The organism is Gimesia aquarii (genome assembly GCF_007748175.1).
GTDB classification, from domain to species: domain Bacteria; phylum Planctomycetota; class Planctomycetia; order Planctomycetales; family Planctomycetaceae; genus Gimesia; species Gimesia aquarii_A.
Window position 1 is genome coordinate 6243510 of sequence record NZ_CP037422.1, and the last position, 19356, is coordinate 6262865.

Annotated in this window: 13 protein-coding genes; 3 read left to right on the plus strand and 10 right to left on the minus strand. The window is 45.0% G+C overall.

Annotated features, from left to right (window positions below):
• The 3 genes from V202x_RS23645 to V202x_RS23655 form a co-directional block, all read right to left on the minus strand.
• The gene (locus tag V202x_RS23645) at positions 1 to 414 is read right to left on the minus strand and encodes a hypothetical protein (protein ID WP_145179276.1); all 414 of its coding nucleotides are present in this window, start codon (positions 412 to 414) and stop codon (positions 1 to 3) included.
• Between the two features lie 79 nt (positions 415 to 493).
• A complete protein-coding gene (locus V202x_RS23650) occupies positions 494 to 1618 on the minus strand; it encodes a DUF1559 domain-containing protein (RefSeq protein WP_145179277.1) in 1125 nt (374 codons plus the stop codon).
• A 197-nt stretch (positions 1619 to 1815) separates the two neighbouring features.
• The gene (locus V202x_RS23655; protein WP_145179278.1) at positions 1816 to 2823 is read right to left on the minus strand and encodes a Gfo/Idh/MocA family protein; all 1008 of its coding nucleotides are present in this window, start codon (positions 2821 to 2823) and stop codon (positions 1816 to 1818) included.
• A 441-nt stretch (positions 2824 to 3264) separates the two neighbouring features.
• On the opposite strand from V202x_RS23655, the gene V202x_RS23660 reads away from it, so the two are divergent.
• Positions 3265 to 3858, plus strand: a complete 594-nt coding sequence (locus V202x_RS23660; protein ID WP_145179279.1) for a peroxiredoxin family protein — start codon at positions 3265 to 3267, stop codon at positions 3856 to 3858.
• Positions 3859 to 3875: 17 nt separating this feature from the next.
• Here the strand turns inward: V202x_RS23660 and V202x_RS23665 are convergent, their stop codons facing one another.
• Entirely contained in the window at positions 3876 to 5312 is a 1437-nt protein-coding gene (locus V202x_RS23665; RefSeq protein WP_145179280.1) for a DUF1501 domain-containing protein, read from the minus strand.
• A 367-nt stretch (positions 5313 to 5679) separates the two neighbouring features.
• On the opposite strand from V202x_RS23665, the gene V202x_RS23670 reads away from it, so the two are divergent.
• Positions 5680 to 6960, plus strand: coding sequence for a sialidase family protein (locus V202x_RS23670; protein WP_232098671.1), 1281 nt, complete (start codon positions 5680 to 5682; stop codon positions 6958 to 6960).
• A gap of 188 nt (positions 6961 to 7148) precedes the next feature.
• Here the strand turns inward: V202x_RS23670 and V202x_RS23675 are convergent, their stop codons facing one another.
• The 5 genes from V202x_RS23675 to V202x_RS23695 form a co-directional block, all read right to left on the minus strand.
• Positions 7149 to 7904 (minus strand): response regulator, encoded by a 756-nt coding sequence (locus tag V202x_RS23675; protein ID WP_197993067.1) that lies wholly within the window; start codon positions 7902 to 7904, stop codon positions 7149 to 7151.
• 189 nt (positions 7905 to 8093) lie between these two features.
• Positions 8094 to 12194 (minus strand): chemotaxis protein CheB, encoded by a 4101-nt coding sequence (locus V202x_RS23680; protein WP_145179282.1) that lies wholly within the window; start codon positions 12192 to 12194, stop codon positions 8094 to 8096.
• Between the two features lie 371 nt (positions 12195 to 12565).
• On the minus strand, positions 12566 to 13891 hold the full coding sequence (locus V202x_RS23685) for a Gfo/Idh/MocA family protein (protein ID WP_145179283.1): 1326 nt from the start codon (positions 13889 to 13891) through the stop codon (positions 12566 to 12568).
• A 323-nt stretch (positions 13892 to 14214) separates the two neighbouring features.
• Positions 14215 to 15060 carry a polyphosphate kinase 2 family protein gene (locus V202x_RS23690; protein WP_145179284.1) on the minus strand — a complete coding sequence of 282 codons (846 nt, stop codon included), beginning with the start codon at positions 15058 to 15060 and terminating at the stop codon, positions 14215 to 14217.
• Between the two features lie 18 nt (positions 15061 to 15078).
• Positions 15079 to 17589, minus strand: coding sequence for a plasma-membrane proton-efflux P-type ATPase (locus V202x_RS23695; protein WP_197993068.1), 2511 nt, complete (start codon positions 17587 to 17589; stop codon positions 15079 to 15081).
• Positions 17590 to 17959: 370 nt separating this feature from the next.
• On the opposite strand from V202x_RS23695, the gene V202x_RS23700 reads away from it, so the two are divergent.
• Complete coding sequence (locus V202x_RS23700; RefSeq protein WP_145179286.1) at positions 17960 to 18835, plus strand: HEAT repeat domain-containing protein; 876 nt, start codon at positions 17960 to 17962, stop codon at positions 18833 to 18835.
• Between the two features lie 41 nt (positions 18836 to 18876).
• Here the strand turns inward: V202x_RS23700 and V202x_RS23705 are convergent, their stop codons facing one another.
• Positions 18877 to 19314 (minus strand): hypothetical protein, encoded by a 438-nt coding sequence (locus V202x_RS23705; protein WP_145179287.1) that lies wholly within the window; start codon positions 19312 to 19314, stop codon positions 18877 to 18879.
• Between the last annotated feature and the right edge of the window lie 42 nt (positions 19315 to 19356).

A 19356-nucleotide genomic window follows, 5' to 3' on the forward strand; every position in this document is an offset into this window, starting at 1 on the left:
CTACTGTAGCGCTGACAGAACACGTTGACGTGTATCAGAGTCCAGCTTTCCCTCCTCAATTTTCTGTTTAACTTGATCAAGCACATTCACATCGTCGCCCGAACGCTCCTGTAACTGGTTTATTTTATGTTTGATATCGTCAATGATCGACTCAAATGTGAATGGATTCCCGCCCGGACCATCATTGCGTGTACCGTCCTTTTTTGCCCCTTCTTGTGATCGTTTTTCACGAGCAGGCATCTTTTTCAGATTGGTAATTCTTAGCTCTAGTTCACTTACAATTTTGTCGGGAGTATATCCAACTTCTTTCAGGCGTGCCTCAATAGGGTCTTCTTCGCCTGCACAGCCGGATAAAATTGAGTAAAATAAAACAGCACTTATAATTTGGGATAAACGCATTATTGGATTGGACATTATTTGGCCCCAAGTCAATTCGAACGCTCATCGTCCGTCGATGAGCTTCTTTCTTAAGAATGCATTCGTAGATGAGAAATTAAAACTCTCCAATCACTTCATTCGATCGCTTTGTTCCCAATGCCCACCATGTATTCAAATCGATGGAGTTGGAAATGAATCGAACGGCCCCATCCATCATCGCGACATGGACTCCGCCTGTATGGCCGCTGGAAGGAGTAATACCAGAATCGCCCTCATGACAGCGAAATGTATCGCTGGAGTAGGCGGGAATCGAAATCGTATTGGGAGGAAAAACGTGTGTATAAACGTGTTTCTGCCAGGAGTCAGTATAAAGCCAGGAATGCCCTTTGTACTGGCTCCAGGATGACCAGTTGATAAAACCGGACAGTCCATCTGCTACGACTTGATCAATATACGCATCGTACTGTTCAATCATGGCGGAATTTGTGTAATAGAGATTACGGCGGCGATCAGGATGATTTCCACTTCCGTCATTCACTAGTGATTCTGAAAGGGCAGCAGTGTTTGAAAGTCCGTCCTTGATTTCTCGGAATCCGAAACTGGCATTGGTAGTGGAACGCCAATTAGAACTGTACGGCCCTCCCTCGTTCATTCTTGACATCGAAATAATACCTTTAGAGGCGGGTGGTGCAGCGCCACCGGTAGAAGGTTGCCCGGGAAACAGTAAGTTACGCGGACGCCCCGCGTTCGCAACGTAGTTAAAGTTGGCAGTTGAAACAACCGTGTTTACGACCGATTCACTGGGACATTTAAAAAGCGGAATCTGAATTCTTGCCAAACCACCCAGGATAGAAGTATTGTTGGCAATACCACTCCAGGAATCTCCTTGTCCACTGGTTTCAAATGGGATTTGATCGTAAATATTACCTTGATCAACAAACGGCAAGAGGCCCACATACCAGGACAAATTTCCTGATCCACCGTTAGCCGCACCATCGTAATCATCGGAACCACGGTGCATATGCAAAGGCGTCGTCTGGTAATTATCATGATAATTGTGGATTGCCAGGCAAAGTTGCTTCAAATTATTTTTGCACTGACTTCGACGAGCTGCTTCACGCGCCTGCTGGACGGCGGGAAGTAATAAAGCAATCAGGATCGCAATAACTGCAATCACAACCAACAGTTCAATCAGGGTGAATCCTGGCCGAAATTCTCTTGAGGTGTAAGACATCTTCATCTGAGTACGCTCCGCTTTAAGAAGGCGATTTATGGTAGAATGAAGTACGGTATTGGGAGAATCAAACGCTAAACTCTCGCACAAACTACTCGGATTTTCTACCTTGACAAGTTCAGATGAAACAGATGTCAAAAACTTGATATGATCTTAATAGAGTCTGGATATATCTTAATCTCTACTTCATAAACAGACTGAATTCAGAAGCGAAGCACGGACCCTGTTTGCGCTGACTCGGTCGCCGCTTCCATCCAGGCAACTGCAGCGCACGATTCCGCAGGCGTAATCCGCTTTGGCACTTCGTTATTTCTTACACAGTTTGCGAAATAACACAGCTCTTCTTTCAGCACACCAAAGTAATTACCGAACGGACGTGGCCAATACATCGTATCTGGCATTTTGACGCCTTGTGCGTCGTGGATTGTTAGACCTGCTTCACCGCAGTTGATATACAGGGCTCCTTCCGTACCAATGACCTCCAGTCGTGCATCAATGGCGTAGGGCGTTGATTCCGGTAGATGCCAGACCGATTCAACCACAGCAACCGCACCGTTATCAAGTCGTGCAATAGACCAGCCACCGTCAGGGAATTTGTTCTGCCCTGGATGTACCTCTTGTGCATACACGGTCGATACATTCGCCTGACTGAACCAGAGCATCAGATCTGCATCGTGGATTCCATCGCCCATCAATGCCGAAATGTCATCAAGTACTGTCTGACCAATTGCCTTCGACAGGTTACGTCGCGCATGCATTGAGATGATTTTACCAATCCGCCCCTCGTCAATGGCCTGTTTGGCAATCGTCACCCGAGGATCAAACCGGCAGATGTGCCCCACCATGAAGAAGCCCTTTGCGTTATTGGCAACTTCAACAATCTGTTCACAGTCAGCCACCGTTGGTGCCATTGGCTTTTCCAACAAGACGTGCTTTCCACTGCGCAGTGCATCGATGGCAATGTCACGATGGTCATTGATATGCGTCGTAATACTCACTACATCAATCTCAGTATCTGCCAGAAGCTCGCGATAATCTGTATACAGCCGATTAACTCCCAACCGTTCTCCGATTTCGTTTAACCGTTCAGGCCGTCGAGTACAGAGCGCCGCCAATTCAATCTCCGGAATTTCGGCAAGGTTATCAGCATGAACTTCACCAAACCAACCTAGACCAATGACTCCCCAACGAACTCTGTTTGATTGACTCATGGTATTACCTCAGTTATGTCATGGCATTCAATAACCATTTAATTTTCAAGAGCGAGCTATCACTTTCAAATCAGCATATCAAATCTACATAAAACAATAAATAGACCAGATTCTCCCAACTTTATGTTCGCCAGTTGAAAATTTTATTGTTATATCATCGAAGATGTTTCATAGAGTTAACATTTAGTCTGTTGATTACTTATCTGATTTATTTTCTGATTCTGTGATGTGTCTCACATTTTGGAATATTTGTTGAAGCTATAATCTTACCAAGTCAAGAGAATTTTGATTGCGGTTCTTTAACCAACATCAGATAATACGTGAACCATTTGCAGCTGAATACAACGAATAGCGCTGAATACGAGAACTTTCGTTTAATTTCAATTCCACACATCAACAAATCTCGCAGCTCGTAACGTTTACAATTAAGGAACCGATTTCATGAAACTGTTTAATATAGTAAGTAAAACTACATTAACTCTGTCTTTAATTTTGTTCTCCCAAAATGTATCCCAGACCCATGTGTATGCTGGCGTCGAAAATGCGTCTCCGCCTGCTGTGGGAAAAACTGCCAAGGATTTCTCGCTGTCCAACTTAAACGGCAAGCAGATCAAGCTCTCAGGTGAACTCAAAAAAGGCCCTGTTGTATTGCTTGTGCTGCGAGGCTACCCCGGATATCAATGTCCTCTTTGCACACGTCAGGTGGGTCAATTTATCACGAGCGCTGCGAAACTGAAATCGGCAAATGCAACCGTTGTGATGGTTTATCCCGGCACTGCAAAAGATCTTAACACACGCGCGAGCGAGTTTACCCGAAACATTAAGCTTCCAGCTAACTTCCAATTCCTGCTCGATCCCGATTACATATTCACGAATGCCTATGGTCTGCGTTGGGATGCAAAGAACGAAACAGCATATCCTTCAACCTTTGTCATTGGCACAGATGGAAAAGTGAAGTTTGCCAAAATCAGCAAGACTCATGGAAATCGATCCAACGTAAAAGAAGTTTTGAAAGCCTTAAGCTCATCAAGTTAGACGCAAGAATTTGAAGATCAACCAAACAACTGTTTCAGCGGTTTGCCACTCTCGATGATGGGGATCGGACGATCTTCCTGATCTGTAAGAAAGAGATCGGGATCGATGCCAAGTGACCAATAGATTGTTTTTGCAAGGTCTTCGGGGCTGACGGGATTTTCGACTGGATAAGCGGCATGGGCATCGGACGTTCCATGAAGAACACCGCCACGAATCCCTGCTCCGGCTAGCAAACAGGGGAAACAGTGCGACCAGTGCCCGCGGCCCCAACTACTTGTCCCTTTAGGTGTCCGGCCCATTTCACCTATGGTGACGATTAGCGTTTCATCGAGTAAACCACGTTCATCCAAATCGGTAATCAATGCAGTATAAGTCTGATCAAAACCGGGTAAAAGATACTTTTCCAGGTAATGCGCACTACGATGCGAATCCCAGCTAAAACCATCGGGTGCATCCCAACAGACGGTGACAAACCGCGCCCCTGCTTCTACCATCCGACGCCCCATTAAAGCCGATTGACCAAACAGATGCCGACCATAACGATCTCGCATCGCAGCCGACTCCTGCTTAATATCGAAGGCCGATCGCATCTTTTTCGATGTAACCAGCGAAAGGGCACGCTGCTGGATGCGATCGTAATTATCATAAACCTGATCATTGTGGAATGATTTGTTTGCCTGATCAAACTGTTTCAACAAACTGCTCCGCTTGTTCAAACGATCCAGCGTAAGTGCTTTCGTCGTTGCTAAACCATGAATACGGAAATCCAGTTCTTCATCGTTGCAGTCGCGAAAATAAGGATTGTCCGCAGAGTTCCGTTTGCGAATGTTGGTCGCAAACGCGTCGTAGGCTGAGCCAAGCCAGCCTGCGTGTTGTCCAGTACGCTCCAACCCCTGCAGCGCCCCCAGCTTATTCGGTAAATAAATATAATCGGGAAGACTACGCTCATGAGCATCCGGGGCTTTGCGTGAAAGATATTCGACGACACTTCCCATTGCGGGCCAATCGGTCGAACGGGCATTCACATCCCCCCCATCTGCAGCAGACCGGGTCCATTTATGGCCGGTCTGAATATAATGGCAAGCATTATGATCGTTATGCGGATGTGTCATCGTACGAATCACGCAGATTTTATCTGAAATGTTCGCAGTACGCTTCAGATGCTCGCTGATTTGTAAACCCGGGGTACGAGAATGAATGGGCATAAACGGTCCACGAATCGCGCTGGGTGCTTCCGGCTTCATGTCGAATGATTCAAGCTGACTTGGACCACCAAACAGAAACAGAAAGATAACAGACTTCGCCTTTGCATTGCCAAAGGTGCCAACAGCTTCTTCAGCAGCCAGGACACCCGGCAGGCTGAGACCAAACAACCCCGCGCCTCCCACTTGCAACGCTTCACGCCGCGACAGACCAGAACAAACTCGTTGTTTATAACCATTGACTGTCAGCATCGATTACATCTCACTAGTTTATCAGATGGACATTTAGCTCCAGCAATACATCAAAGACTACCGATATGTCTAGAAAACATCAAGACCGATTCGATGATAAATATGCTTTTCACATAATTGCGCAATTCGGTAATTCATGAATCTATTATTGGAAATTGGTAAAAACAACTCATATTTTAAACTGATTATAATAAGTTGAATCATTCCCAGAATTAAGTATCTTTGAAGCGAGGTACCTCGTTTCCTGATGACGTTAGCATAATTAGTAGAAGTGAGAGTTTATCTTGTAATCGTAACAAAGTGTTGTCTATGATTTCGTTACGCCTGATGCATATGAAACATTTTCTCTATTAGAAAGCGTAAATTCGTGACTCATCATTCACTTATTTCCCGTCGTAGTTTTATGCATTCCACTGCATTAGCGATGGTAAGTCCCATCGGGACGGCTGCATTACAAGCTGCCTACGGTAAGAAGAAAAACACCAAACTAATCAAATCGATTACAAAAGAAACGGTCTTTCGCAATCGTAATGGGTCTGGAACAACCTGGTTTCACCCACGCGCTTGCCTGATTCCAGGTAAAAGCGGGAAAGCGACACTCTTTGCCAACTTGCAGGAGATTGGAGGCTCAGATTATTTTGGCCCTGTCCACTGGAGTGAATCCCAGGATCGAGGAATGACCTGGAGTATTCCCCAACCAATTCTTGCACTCGGACGTGATCCAGTCCAAGGACACCCGGGATTGATGGCAGGGGTCTGTGATGTGACGCCGCAGTACCATCAAAAGACAGAGACAATTCTCTCCCTGGGACATGTCGTCTTCTATCGCGGACCTCGATTTGCAAGAGGTGATCAACTGGCACGTTATCCGGTGTATGCAGTGCGACAAAAAAATGGCACCTGGTCGGAACGGAAAATTCTGGAATGGGACGATCCACGCGGTTCATTTATCTACACCAATAATTGTGGGCAACGTATTGTGATGCCTAACGGCGATATCATGATGTCGTTCACATTTGGACCTGAAAAAGACCATCGCATGGTGGCCGGAGTTCGCTGTTCGTTTGATGGTTCAGAACTAAAAATCCTGGAAGTGGGGCCTCCATTAAAAAATAATGTCGGGCGTGGCTTACTCGAACCTTCCATCACACGGTTCCAGAATCAATTCTTCATGACCATTCGCGCAGAGGATGGACATGGATATGTTGCCGTCAGCCCGGACGGTTTGAACTACCACAATAAAACAGCCTGGGTCTGGGACGATGGCCAGCCAATTGGCATGTCAACGACACAACAACACTGGCTCACTCATTCCGATGAACTCTTTCTGGTCTACACGAGAAAAGATGAATCGAATAAAAATGTTATCCGTTGGCGTTCTCCACTGTGGGTCGCACGCGTTGATCCCAAAAAACTCTGTCTGATTCGGGAGACAGAACAAGTTGTCCTGCCTCTAGTGGGTGATGGAGTCAATAAACCCAACCAGGTCGCCATCATGGGTAACTTTGATGTGACGAATCTCAGCCCGAATGAGTCTTGCGTGACTGTCGGAGAGTGGCTTCCCCGAGGTGGCTATAAGGGTGATCTCTTACTCTCAAGAATTCGCTGGAACAAACCAAACCGAAATCTACCTGATTTTGTTCTTTGATCTTTTGAATCAGTTAACACTTGTCAGAATCAGAACGGGGCGTATTAAAAAAGAGAGCCATCAGCTTACTGATGGCTCTCTAAATCACACAGTATTGCTTTTTGAGCGGTTTTGTTCCCATCCATGAACAGCGTTTTTCGCCCCGCAACGATCCTTCCAAGTAATACTCGTGCCTTAGTGAGACTCCATTAAGTGCGACAGGAAACTGCCATCGCGTCAATAAGTTTTCCTGGATTCAAGGGCTTCATAAACCAGGCATTGACACCTTCATTTTCTGATTGAGCGAAACAATCCTCAGGGGTTGTTCCACTTATTGCAAATATTTTCACTTGATTATAAGCTTCGTTCTTTCGGATATGTCTGATTGCCGTCGGTCCATCACAGCGAGGCATCCGCATATCGAAAAGTATAATCGAAGGTAGCGGGTTATTCTCCAGATGTTCAATGGCATCGGCACCATCTTTACTTGTCGCAACTTGATAGCCATGCATCTCGAGTAAGCCTGCCAGCATTTCGCGCTCGTTGTCCTGATCCTCGACTAACAAGATGCTATTTGGCTTCTTTTCTAAATATTTGGCATCCTCAGAAGAAATCTGATTTTGTTCGAGAATACTTTCCAGTAACTCGACTTGTCTTTTAAAGACTTTTTCAGCTTCCTTATGAAAGCCAGCTGCCACTTGTTCTTTATAAAGATGCGTAGCAATACTTAAAGAATTTAATTGATTTCGGAGTTTGTGTCGCAGTTCAGGAGGGACTTGAACAATCTGGTGCTCTTTTGAGTCATGAGGTATCGCTTCGGGTAATTCCCCTCGGACAATCTTGAATTCGACGGGAGCGTCAAATCCGACTCTTACAGTAGAGCCTCTCACACCAAGAATCTTTACCGTAATACCAAGATCGGGGAAGCTGACGTTTTGGTCCTGCTTACGACTGAGAATAAGCATGGGAATTTCCTTCCGTGGAATAACTGGCTTTCGATGTTCCATCCATGGAAGTCGAGAACAATCATGTTAATTCACTAAGCATCCCTGCTCTGTTTTAGTCATGCCTGCTGGTGTCGATCAATGCGATCTAAATTTTTAACGAAATATATTTCACCTGTCAATCATTTTCTTGTAAATGAGTTAGATACCTTACATTTCACTAAGATTCGGATGTATACTTGCTCTTTGCTGGATAATCTGAATGATCAATTCGCCGGGATCTATTGGTTTCACAAGATGTGTGTCAAATCCTGCTGCCAAAGCGGCTTCTTGATCAGACTGGCGCCCATAACCAGTTAATGCAATTAATACGGCAGGTGACTCAGTGTTTTGTTTCCGAATTTCTCTGGCAAGTTGGTATCCATCCATTCTGGGAAGCCCAATATCAATCACAGCAACATCAGGCTTTTTCACTTTATAAAGTTCTAACCCTGACAGTCCATCACCGGCAACCGATACTTCAAATCCTTTTATCTGAAGTGTTTCCGCCAACATATTTCGCGCGTCAAAATTATCTTCAACAAGAAGTATCTTACATCCTTCAAAGCTAAGATCTGGTTCATGCTTCAACGTCTTGGGAGTCTTATCCGTCATCGGTAAAAAGATTCTGAAGGTACTGCCCTTCCCGACTCCATCACTTTCAACTTGAATATCGCCACCATGGGTCGTCACGATGCTTCGGGCAAGCGATAAACCAACTCCCAGACCCCCAGCAGATCGTGCTAAAGTGGAATCAGATTGAACAAATAGCTCGAAAATACTTGCTAAGAGTTCGCTTGGAATCCCGTCACCATTGTCTTGCACAGTAATACAGACTTGATGATCATGATAATCAATACTGTACCAGATATCGTTACCCTCAGGCGTATACTTCGACGCGTTGTTGAGTAAATTGACTTGGGCCTGTTTGATTCGAATCGGATCAGCATAGATATAAATGGGACCATCACAAATCATCATATGTAACGTCTGCGATTTTTCACCAATCTGATAGTTGACTGATTCAAGAACTTCCTGTGCGAGAGCGATCACATCGACGACTTCCAGTCGAAATTCAATTTTCCCTTGTCCAAATCGGGCGATATCCAGCAAGTCATCTAATAATCGTGCCATGTGTCTTGTCTGCCGCTCAATTATTTGAGGAGCGTCTGTATTTATCTCGCCTGAAGCTTGAGATTGCAGGTACGTCTTATCTTGAATCAGGCTAATCGCATTTAGCACTGCTCCCATCGGATTACGCAGTTCATGTGACAGCATTGCCAGGAAATTGTCACGTTTCAATATTTCTTCCACCTTTTGCATTTCTGCGCACTTGCGGTCATGGATATCGCCTACGGACCCCGTCATGCGTACCGGTTTACCTGAAACATCATGATCGACAATCGCACGATGCCGGAACCAGCGGTACCCATCAGTTTTGTGCAACATGCGATATTCAAAATCGCGATGCAATTCAACATAACAACTATCGCTTCCTGGCACACTTGTTTCCTGTACCCGTTCACGATCATCAGGATGTATTAAATTCAGCCACTCAGAATGCAAAGCAGGAAACTCATCTGGTTTGTAACCTAATAAAGTGTAACAATTAGGGGACCACCACATCTCATCATTTCCTACGTTGGTCCAGTCCCAGGTACCATCTCTGTTAGCTGCAATGGCTCTCGAAAAACGCTCCTGCTCTCTTTGAATGGACTCTTCTGCTTCAACAAGAGAACTGATATCAATCAAGGTCAGTACAATTCCCGGTATTTCATCACCGGGAACATACTCAGCCGACTTGTAGGGAAGTACTCGCATATAAAAATGTACGTTTTGCTTGCTCAGCACTTTCTCTTCATAAGTTTCTCCTTTATCCAATACATTCTGGATCTTAGAAACTAATTCGTCGCAAATAATATTGTGAGTGAACGCACTAATTTTTCTGCCTACATCAGTGGAAATAAAATTAAACACCTGTGCCATCCTAGGTGTAAATTTTCGGATCGATAGTGTATCGTCGAGAAAGAGCGTGTGAACCTCAGTGCTGACCAGGAGGTTATTCATATCATCGGTCAGTTCTGTTAATTCTGCGATTTTATTTTGATATTCTGCATTGACGGTATAGAGCTCTTCATTGACAGAATGTAACTCCTCATTAGTACTCTGTAACTCTTCATTTGAGGCAACCATCTCTTCATTAGTGGCCTGCAATTCTTCATTGCTGGTTTCCAGCTCTTCAATCGTGGCTTGTAAGTTTTCCTTGGTATATCGAACTTCCTGTTCCAAATCCAAAATTCGGTTTCTCGTCACTTCCTCAACATCGAGATAGTCGGATCCCTGCTTTTCTTCTTCAGGAGACACGTCTATTTCTTCAAATTGGACTAAATAATTAGGATTAGGTGACTCGTCTTCCATTAAAGAAATTTGGATATTGAGTTGTGTCTCTCCTTCTGATGTTCTGGCAAGTACATTGTTGTATCGAATTGCCTTTCGCTTTTGAGAGACTCGATGTAGCCCTCCCGCCAATGCCAGCCTTAAATCATCATCGATCATTTCAAGTAAATTAGTTGATAAGCGACCATCATTATGAACCAGATACTTTCCAGCTCCAGCAAACAGTTGAAGAACATTCCAATGTTCATTCACCAGCACACTGGTAGGCATAAATCGCTCTAGCAAATTGTCATAGGTTGCAATCAAATCTTTCCCAAAAGAATCCGACTTCTTTCTTGATCCCATTCGAGCTGGTGCGTTTAATCGCTCTCGCTCGGTATTAATGGGATCCCGTAAATAGGCGGGAAGTTTGATATCACGTCGCTTTTTGAAGAATCGCCAACGTTCATGAAGTGTTTCAAACTCTTCAGCAAGCTCGCCCGGACTTTCACTCGAACCGAGAAAAAGGATTCCTTCAGTTTTTAATCCAAAGTGAAATAACGACAATACTTTTTTCTGGGCCATCGTGCGAAGATAAATCAGCAAATTTCGGCATGAAATCATGTCCAAACGAGTAAAGGGTGCATCTTTAACCAGGTTGTGCTGCGCGAAAACAATCATTTTGCGGATCTCAGAAGAAATTTGATATCCATCTTCCGTCTTTATAAAGTGACGATCTCGTATGGATTGTTCCATTTCTCCCAGACTCGTTTCGGGATAAATTCCCAGATGAGCTACATCTATGGATGCTTGATGAACATCGGTAGCAAATATTTTGACATTGATATTCCTATTTGTTTCACGCAAGTATTCGTTGATCAAAATTGCAATGGAATAAACTTCTTCTCCGGTCCCACATCCCGCCACCCAGGCCCGAAATTCCTCAAATTTTTTTCTCTCTGGTAATAACTGGGGAATAATCTCAGTCTTTAAAACTTTAAATGCTTCACGATCACGGAAGAAGCGAGTGACACCTATTAATAAATCTTTATAGAGTTGATCGACCTCTCCCGGTTCTTTTTCAAGTCGATTGACATATTCGTCAATATTACCATGGTGATTTAATTGAATTCGACGTTCAATTCGACGTCCAATCGTGGAAGGCTTGTAATGATTGAAATCAATGCGGTGACGCTCCTGCAACAGCCGAAAAACATGTTCAATGCTTGATTCATCAAGTGGTGGCTGGTCCAATTCTGTCTGATGCAGGTGATTAATATAACGTTCCAGAACATCAGAAATTTTTTCCGGTGGTACAATAACATCAACAATTCCTGTATCGATCGCGCTTTTAGGCATTCCGTCAAACTTAGAAGTTTGTGGAGACTGTGCGACGACCAGTCCACCTGCTTCATGAATATCACGAATCCCTCTTGAACCATCACTGCCTGTTCCGGATAAAATAACAGCGATGCTTCTTCGACCTACGTCCTGAGCCAATGTACGCAGGAAATGATCAATGGGCAATGATAAGGATTGTGACGTATCTTTTTCTGTTAAAAGTAATTTTCCATCAGAAATGACCATATCCTGTTTCGGAGGAATCAGATAAAGAGAGTTAGGTTCCACCACCATCCCATCTACAACTCGGTTAATGCGCATTTTGGTGTGACGCGCCATTAGCTCATCCATCAGACTTTTAAAATCCGGGGAGAGATGTTGTACAATGACAAATGCCATACCAGCGTCGTCAGGCATCATCTTAAACATCAACTCTAGTGCCTCAAGCCCACCTGCAGAGGCACCGACCCCGACAATGTGAAACTCATCTGCTGGTTCTTCATTTTGCTGACTGCTTTGAACTTTCAGGCTGCTCTTTTGACCAGAGTTTGTCATAGATCGTTCCCAGTATCTGTGGCTAGTCAGTTATAAAATCCGTGATTCAATAGATAGCACAAAATCGCAAAAAAACATCTTGATGAGTTGACGGTTATGGGTTTCAGAAAAAGGGACTGATTCTTAGATAGCAAAAATGTGTGTCCGTATCTCTATCTTAAGACACACTGTCCCATTTTAAAAATGAATAGTCCAGAAACACTAAAATAAAACTGTGTTTCTGTTCATTTTTGCAAAATGAAAGTAGTTTGCCTCCATTAGATAGAGGAGGTATTTCTTTTCTTGAAGTGAAGAGATCTGCCATCTCGCTGAAATCAGACAACGAAAGAAAATACTTTTTCCAAGTCTTTTCTCAAATGAAACCATCAGCTTTAGCTCGTGAAATCTTCCCATCCCTTACGAAACTTGGAATAAAGATACTGCCTGGCATTCTCATTTCCTCCAGCTGTCAAAGTGGCTGCATCCCAATCGAAGCCTCCTCCCGCACGATAAGCTGTGTTTCCCAAGAGAACTGTTTCGGACAAGGGACCGGAGTAGTCGAAGTTGCACGTTGCAGGTGTGCCACCTTTGCAGGCATTAATCCATTCCAGATGAAAACCGGGTGAATCCGGAATGGACTGTTCAGGTGCTTTGAATCCTTCAAAAGTTTTTTCAGGGAATAATTTGTGAGAATTGAACCCCGTCAACAGCATCCCTTTCGAACCGATAAAGAGAGTATTCGCACCTTTCAGACTAATTTCTTTTTCTTTCAAAATAGCAGGGCCTTTTTTTGACTGAGACCAGTGAAGTTCAAGAGCAGGCCGCTTGTTGGTCGCAGGGAAAGCAAAACTGGTCTGCATTTTTGTAGGGGTTCGCTCAGCATCGACCTCTGGCCCCGAGGCTTCAACGCGTGTGGGGTATTTCAAGTCGAGTGCCCAAAAAGGGATGTCCAGAATATGACAACCCCAGTTTCCCGTTTCTCCTGTACCGTAATCCCACCAGAAGCGCCAATTGTATGGTGCTAACGTTCCCTGCCCTTTAGCATTCAAAGCATAAGGACGAAATTTGGCAGGACCGATCCACAAATCCCAATCGAGAGTTTCCGGAGGCGGAACAGTTTTCACAGGAAGTGCAGGCATCCCTCGGCTACTGCTCACCCAGCTATAAACTTCATTCACATCACCTATCGCCCCCGATTGTACGAGTTCGACAACACGATGCATATTTTTATAAGCATGCCGCTGCATACCCAGTTGCGTTGCAAGTTTCTTTTTGGCAGCTAGTTTGGTCATTTCGCGTACTTCCCAAACTGAGTGAGCCATCGGTTTTTCGCAATAAAGATGTTTGCCCATCGTCATCGCCATCATCGAAGGATGGAAATGCGTATGGTCGGGAGTACTTACCACAACAGCATCGATCTGATTTTCCATCGCGTCAAGCATGCGGCGGAAATCGGCAAAACTTTTTGCTTGCGAATAACGTTCATAGGCTTTACCCGCTCGTTTCTCATCGACATCACAGAGGGCAACAATATTTTCTGTTTTGCCGACAGCGTTTAAATTCGCAGCACCACGACCACCAATACCAATCACAGCCACATTTAGTTTTTCATTCGCAGCCGCCCGCGTCGGTCTGACAGAAGTTCCCAACCAGAGCCCCGCTCCTAAAGCAGCTGTAGTCTGCAGGGCTTTACGACGAGTAATTTGTTGGTCGGTCATGTTGGTTCTCCTCGAATTCGATTAGGGCAAAAGTTAATTTTTACAAGTATAACCACTCAATGGTGACAATCAGCACAATGAATCTGATTTCGGAATGATTTTCTATGTTTTTCAATAGAAATAACGCAAATACTTAAAAGACACTTCGTATCTATCATTAACTAAATATTCAAAAAATCGTTCTCAGCAGAGGACTTTTGAAACATAATTTTGAGTGTTTATATTTTACTCAGTGCTCAAGATTGCTTATCTGACGGGCATCAGGTGTAAAAAAACGAAGCATTCTATCCTTTAATCTCTGTTGAAACAGACAATTTTCCAGGCTACGCTTCATCTAGTTCCTCTTCTACAATTGCATGGTATTTCTTTCTGATCTCTTCGATGTCGACTGTCGGTTCTGGAAACTCCATGTTCAGCCCTTCCATTGTCTCAACAATAATTCTGGAAATGGCAAGATTGCGGAACCATTTGTGGTTTGCAGGAATGATGAACCACGGAGCATGTTCGGTACTACACTGGCTCATTGCCTCTTCGAATGCAGTAGTATAATCATTCCAGAATGGCCGTTCTGAATAGTCGCCTTCGCTGATCTTCCAATGACGCGTCGGGTCGTCAATTCGCTTCTTGAAACGCGCCATTTCTTCTTCAGCATCGATGTGTAGGTAGAACTTGAGAATGTGTGTTCCATGATCATGTAACAGCTTCTCGAAATTGTTAATATGCTCATAACGCTTTGACCATACTTCCTTAGGCACCATGTCATGTACGCGCACGACGAGCACATCTTCGTAGTGAGAACGATTAAAAATCGCCACCTGTCCTTGAGCCGGTGCCACCTTGTGATATCTCCAGAGGAAATCGTGGGCCGCCTCATCTTTTGAAGGGACCTTGAAGCTCGTAACGGTGCATCCTTGAGGGTTCATCGCTCCCAATACATGATTGATCGTCCCATCCTTTCCTGCGGCATCACGGCCCTGTAGGCAAATCAAGAGCGAGCGTTTCCCTTCTGCATACATGAGGTACTGAAGGTCCTGCAACTTTTGAGCATAGGAATCTATTTCTGGTAACGCACGTTGATGAGATTCATGCTTGTCTTTGAAACTGGCGTCAATCTTTTCAAGATCCACACAACTGCCTGGCTGAACACGAAATTTCTTGATGTAATCCATGACAGTTACCTCTGAAGTTTATGTATGATGCTGATCATGTGCGAGCTTGTAATACAAGGCCAGTTTCATCACATCGAGTACAACCATCCAAACCAAGATGTAAATCCAAACAAGCCCGATGATAGTCCAAGGTAGCGCGGTAACAAACCAGCCAAATCCACACATCAGGACGGCAAAAATCTGGGTCCCCACAATCGCCAGAAACAAAGGCATAGCCGCCCAGGGGGGCCGGAAAATACTTGCCCGCGAACGCATGACAAACAATAGCAGGTGACCGCCCGCCACAATCTGTAAAAAGACGACCGTCTGAACCTGTTCCTGATTCAGTTTGATCCAGGATTGCCACTCACTGTTGCTGAGCCATTCCATGCCAATCAGCAACAAGCCAAAACTTTGAGCTATCGCCATGATCCCCATGAAGCTGGAAATGAACAACAGTCGCTTCATTTCCCAGCGCACCGGTTCTTTCGGCAACTGGGTATTATCGTAAGCGATCGTAATGATCGGAATGTCGTCTAGCAAAGCCAGCAGAATAATCATGATCGGAGTTAGCGGCGAGAAGCCAAAGAACACCGTTGCCAGAACGACCACAAACATAATGTCCAAAGTCATGGCAACTCGAAACAGTATGTAGTTGATGATCCGTTCGAATATCTCGCGCGATTCATCGATGGCTTCAATGATCGTAGACAGTCCGGGAGCAGTCAGTATCAGGTCTGCTGCAGCCCGGGCGGCGTCGGTCGCACCACTGACGGCAACACCACAGTCCGCCTGTTTCAGAGCTGGCGCATCATTAACTCCATCACCGGTCATGGCAACAATATGTCCTCGATCCTGCAACGCCTTGACGATGCCATATTTATGCTCGGGGAACACTCTGCCAAACCCATCTGCTTTTTCGACACACCCAGTGATGTGATCAGACAAATGGCTCATGTCCATATCTCTGGTAAACATGTCGGCAGCTGCAATGAGGTGAGACCCCATACCCAACTGCGTCGAAATTTCGCTGCCAATTGCGACATCATCTCCAGTTACCATTTTAACATGCAACCCATGTGCCTTGGCACGCGCGATCGTCTGCTGAGAGTCGTCTCGAGGCGGATCAAGCATTGGCAAGATACCCAGAAAACACCAGCTCTTGCCATCATCAGTTGATTCCGCCACGCCAAGGGCGCGTAGTCCTTTGGCAGCAAGGTCTGAAACGGTTTGTTCGCCCTTTGATTTGACATTATCATCCAATGCGCACAACTCGATGATAACCTGCGGCGCGCCTTTGGTATATCTAATTGCATTGCCAGCTGGATCGGTTACTTGCCCTTCAGTTCGCTTACTGACTGGATCGAAAGGCACAAACCTGGTTACCTGATAATCATCCAGCAGTTTGCTCTCTTTTAGTCCTCCACAGACTGCTTTATCAATGGCGTCCTCACTGCCCCTTTCGGAAGCCAATGCACCAGCTAGTATGAGATCATCGGTAGTGCTTGCATCGAAAAGGATTGGATCACCGAGTGTCAAAATGTTCTTGGTGAGGGTCCCTGTCTTGTCTGAGCAGAGGATGTCAACTCCAGCGAGTTCCTCGATCGCCTCCAGTCGAGAAACGATAGCCTTCTTCCGGGCTAGTTTCTGAGCCCCCAATGAATTAGTCACAGTCATCACCGTCGGCATTGCGACTGGAATCGAAGCAATTAATAGAACCAATACCATACGGGCAATCGCCGCCAAGTCAGACCACTGCCAGAGGTGCTTTACTACGACATCCTGATAGATCTCGAATCCCACTAATATAACACAGAGGAGTACCGAGATAAGAATGAGAAAATTTCCGATCTGAGTCGTCGCCCGTTGTGAATGCGAAGCCTCGCCGCCAGCCCCTGCGACCAGACTGGCAGTGCGACCAAAAAAAGTATTGTTCCCAGTACTGATTACCACTGCATGCATTTCACCTTGTTTGGCAATGCTGCCGGAGTAGCCCTCATCACCGACTTTTTTGCTCACAGGCAGAGACTCTCCCGTCAATGCAGACTGGTCAATGCTGATATAATCTCCTTCAATAAACCGCACGTCAGCGGGCACGACCTCACCCAGCTTGATCCGTACCACATCTCCGGGCACAACCTCTGCAGAGTCGATAGAAGAAAAATGGCCATCGCGCAATACTGTCGCCTTGGGAGCGAGTCCTGCTTTCAAAGCCGCCAGAGCATTCGACGCCTTGCGTTCCTGCCAGAATCCCGAAACGGCATTGTAGAGAAGCAGCACCATGATGATTGTGAGATCGGCCCAATGCTCCATCAGAAGCGACAGTAAAGCCGCGGCTTCAATCATCCAGGCAATAGGCCCCCAGAAAAAACGGAGGAATTTTTGCAGGTCGTTAACTTCCTTATCGGTCAATTCGTTACGGCCATACTGGCCAATCCGCGTCTGTGCTTCGGCCGAAGTCAATCCCTTGGAAGAAGTATCAAGTTGCTCGTAAACTGCCTCCAAACTCGCGTGTTCCAGATCATCATCTATCTCGCGAGTGCGACTCATCGTTTGCCCGTCTGCTGTCATGCCAACTGCCTAGAGTAGTTCGTGGACATAGTGAAATTTCTATTCGCTGCATCATAACTTTGTCATTTCTTTTATGCAAATTCGGTCATCTAGCTTCCATTCGCTCCGAAATTAGTAAGATTGTTCGTTCAAGCAATGCTGGCCTAACTAAAATTGATTTGATCGATGAAAGTTTTCTTATCTCACAAACCCCCAACAGTGAATTCGGTTTTCAATGAGCCAGAAGTTCCCTTCAATACGACACTCTTTGTGAAAATTGTTAATTATGAGAGAATTCTTGAAACAAAATTGTCATGCCAGTTATCTTAATTGATGTTTGAACTATTTTCTTGAAAGAGGAGATCACCTTATGCGGCATGTTATCTTAATAATATTGAGTTTCCTGCTGACTATTTGCAGTGGCGCCACATGCGCATGGGCTTTAGGGGAAGAGAGTTTTGGCAACCAACCTTTGAATGCGGCCAATTTTCAGGATTGGCCGGGAATTGTTCCGGTCGTCAACCATGAAAGCCGCGTTTATCATCAATGGGTCAACGGCAATGAATACTGTTTCTACCGCGGAAATAACGAGTCACTAAATGATGTGTTAAAAAAATTTGCTGCTACTGACGAAAAAGTGCATGAGGTTGTGTTGCGACCGGGACCAGCAGTAGTGGACTCTTTCAACAAGTCAAAAACGATTCACTATCATTGGAATCTGCATCTTGTCGGCGGCATCGCCAAAACGATGACGAAAAAAGATCAAGGTGCTAAAATCTGGAGCAAGCACCCGATTCTAACGATTTACGTGGGTGGCAATATTCAATTGGACAAAATCAAGATTCCCAAAGGTGTCTCAGTACTCGAACTTGCCGATCTGGAAAAACGCTATTCTAAGGGACTGAAAAGTACTGATACTACCGTGCGTGGCTGGAGTAACGGGCAACTGGCTCGACTTGATCCATACAGCGAAAGTAATATGAAGGCGATCGCTCGCTTATTAGAGGACGATGACAAGTGGGTCCGTTTAAATGCAGCAGGTGCCCTGGCAACTTTCGGCAAGAAAGCCGAGCCTCTGCTACCAACTTTGCAGGAGACACTAAATACAGATGACCAACAGTTGAAAACTCGAGTCAAAGAAACGATTAAAAAAATTGAAGATGCCAAAGACAAAACGAAAGCAGAAAAAGAACACCAGGAAATGGTCTCAAAAATTAGCCAGTTTCGAAAATCGCTCGCTAAATAATTCTGCCATCTAAAAGGGAACGAGTGTCTGAATGTCATGTCTTACTTCAAATCAAAATCCTGTGTATTTTTTCCTTCTTTGATTTCGACCGAAAGGATGGAATGAGAGTTGTATTTGGGAGGAATAATTTGTTTGACTAATTCTGCCTTTCCGCCTGACATGTTTCCCTGTTTCCCCGCTTCTACATAACGGGTCACTTCGACTCTGTTTTTCCCTACTGTGGCCCCCTTCTCTGCAGGAATCTGATATTTCCCCTGCTCAATTTTTGCAAAAATGGGTTTCCCGGCAACTTGCCCATTGATGATCTCACCATCAGGGACATAACGAATCAAGCCCTCCTCCAATGGCTCTCCTTTATAATTAACAGTTCCCTCTACTTGAGCCCTTGTAAATTCCAGCGCAGAATTGCCTCCACAAGCGGTAAATAGAATGAGGCAAATCCCAAATACCAAATAAATATAAAATCTGCTTAAGTTCATTGGAGTTTCTTCTGAAGCAACCAGCATGATGTGAAAAGAGTA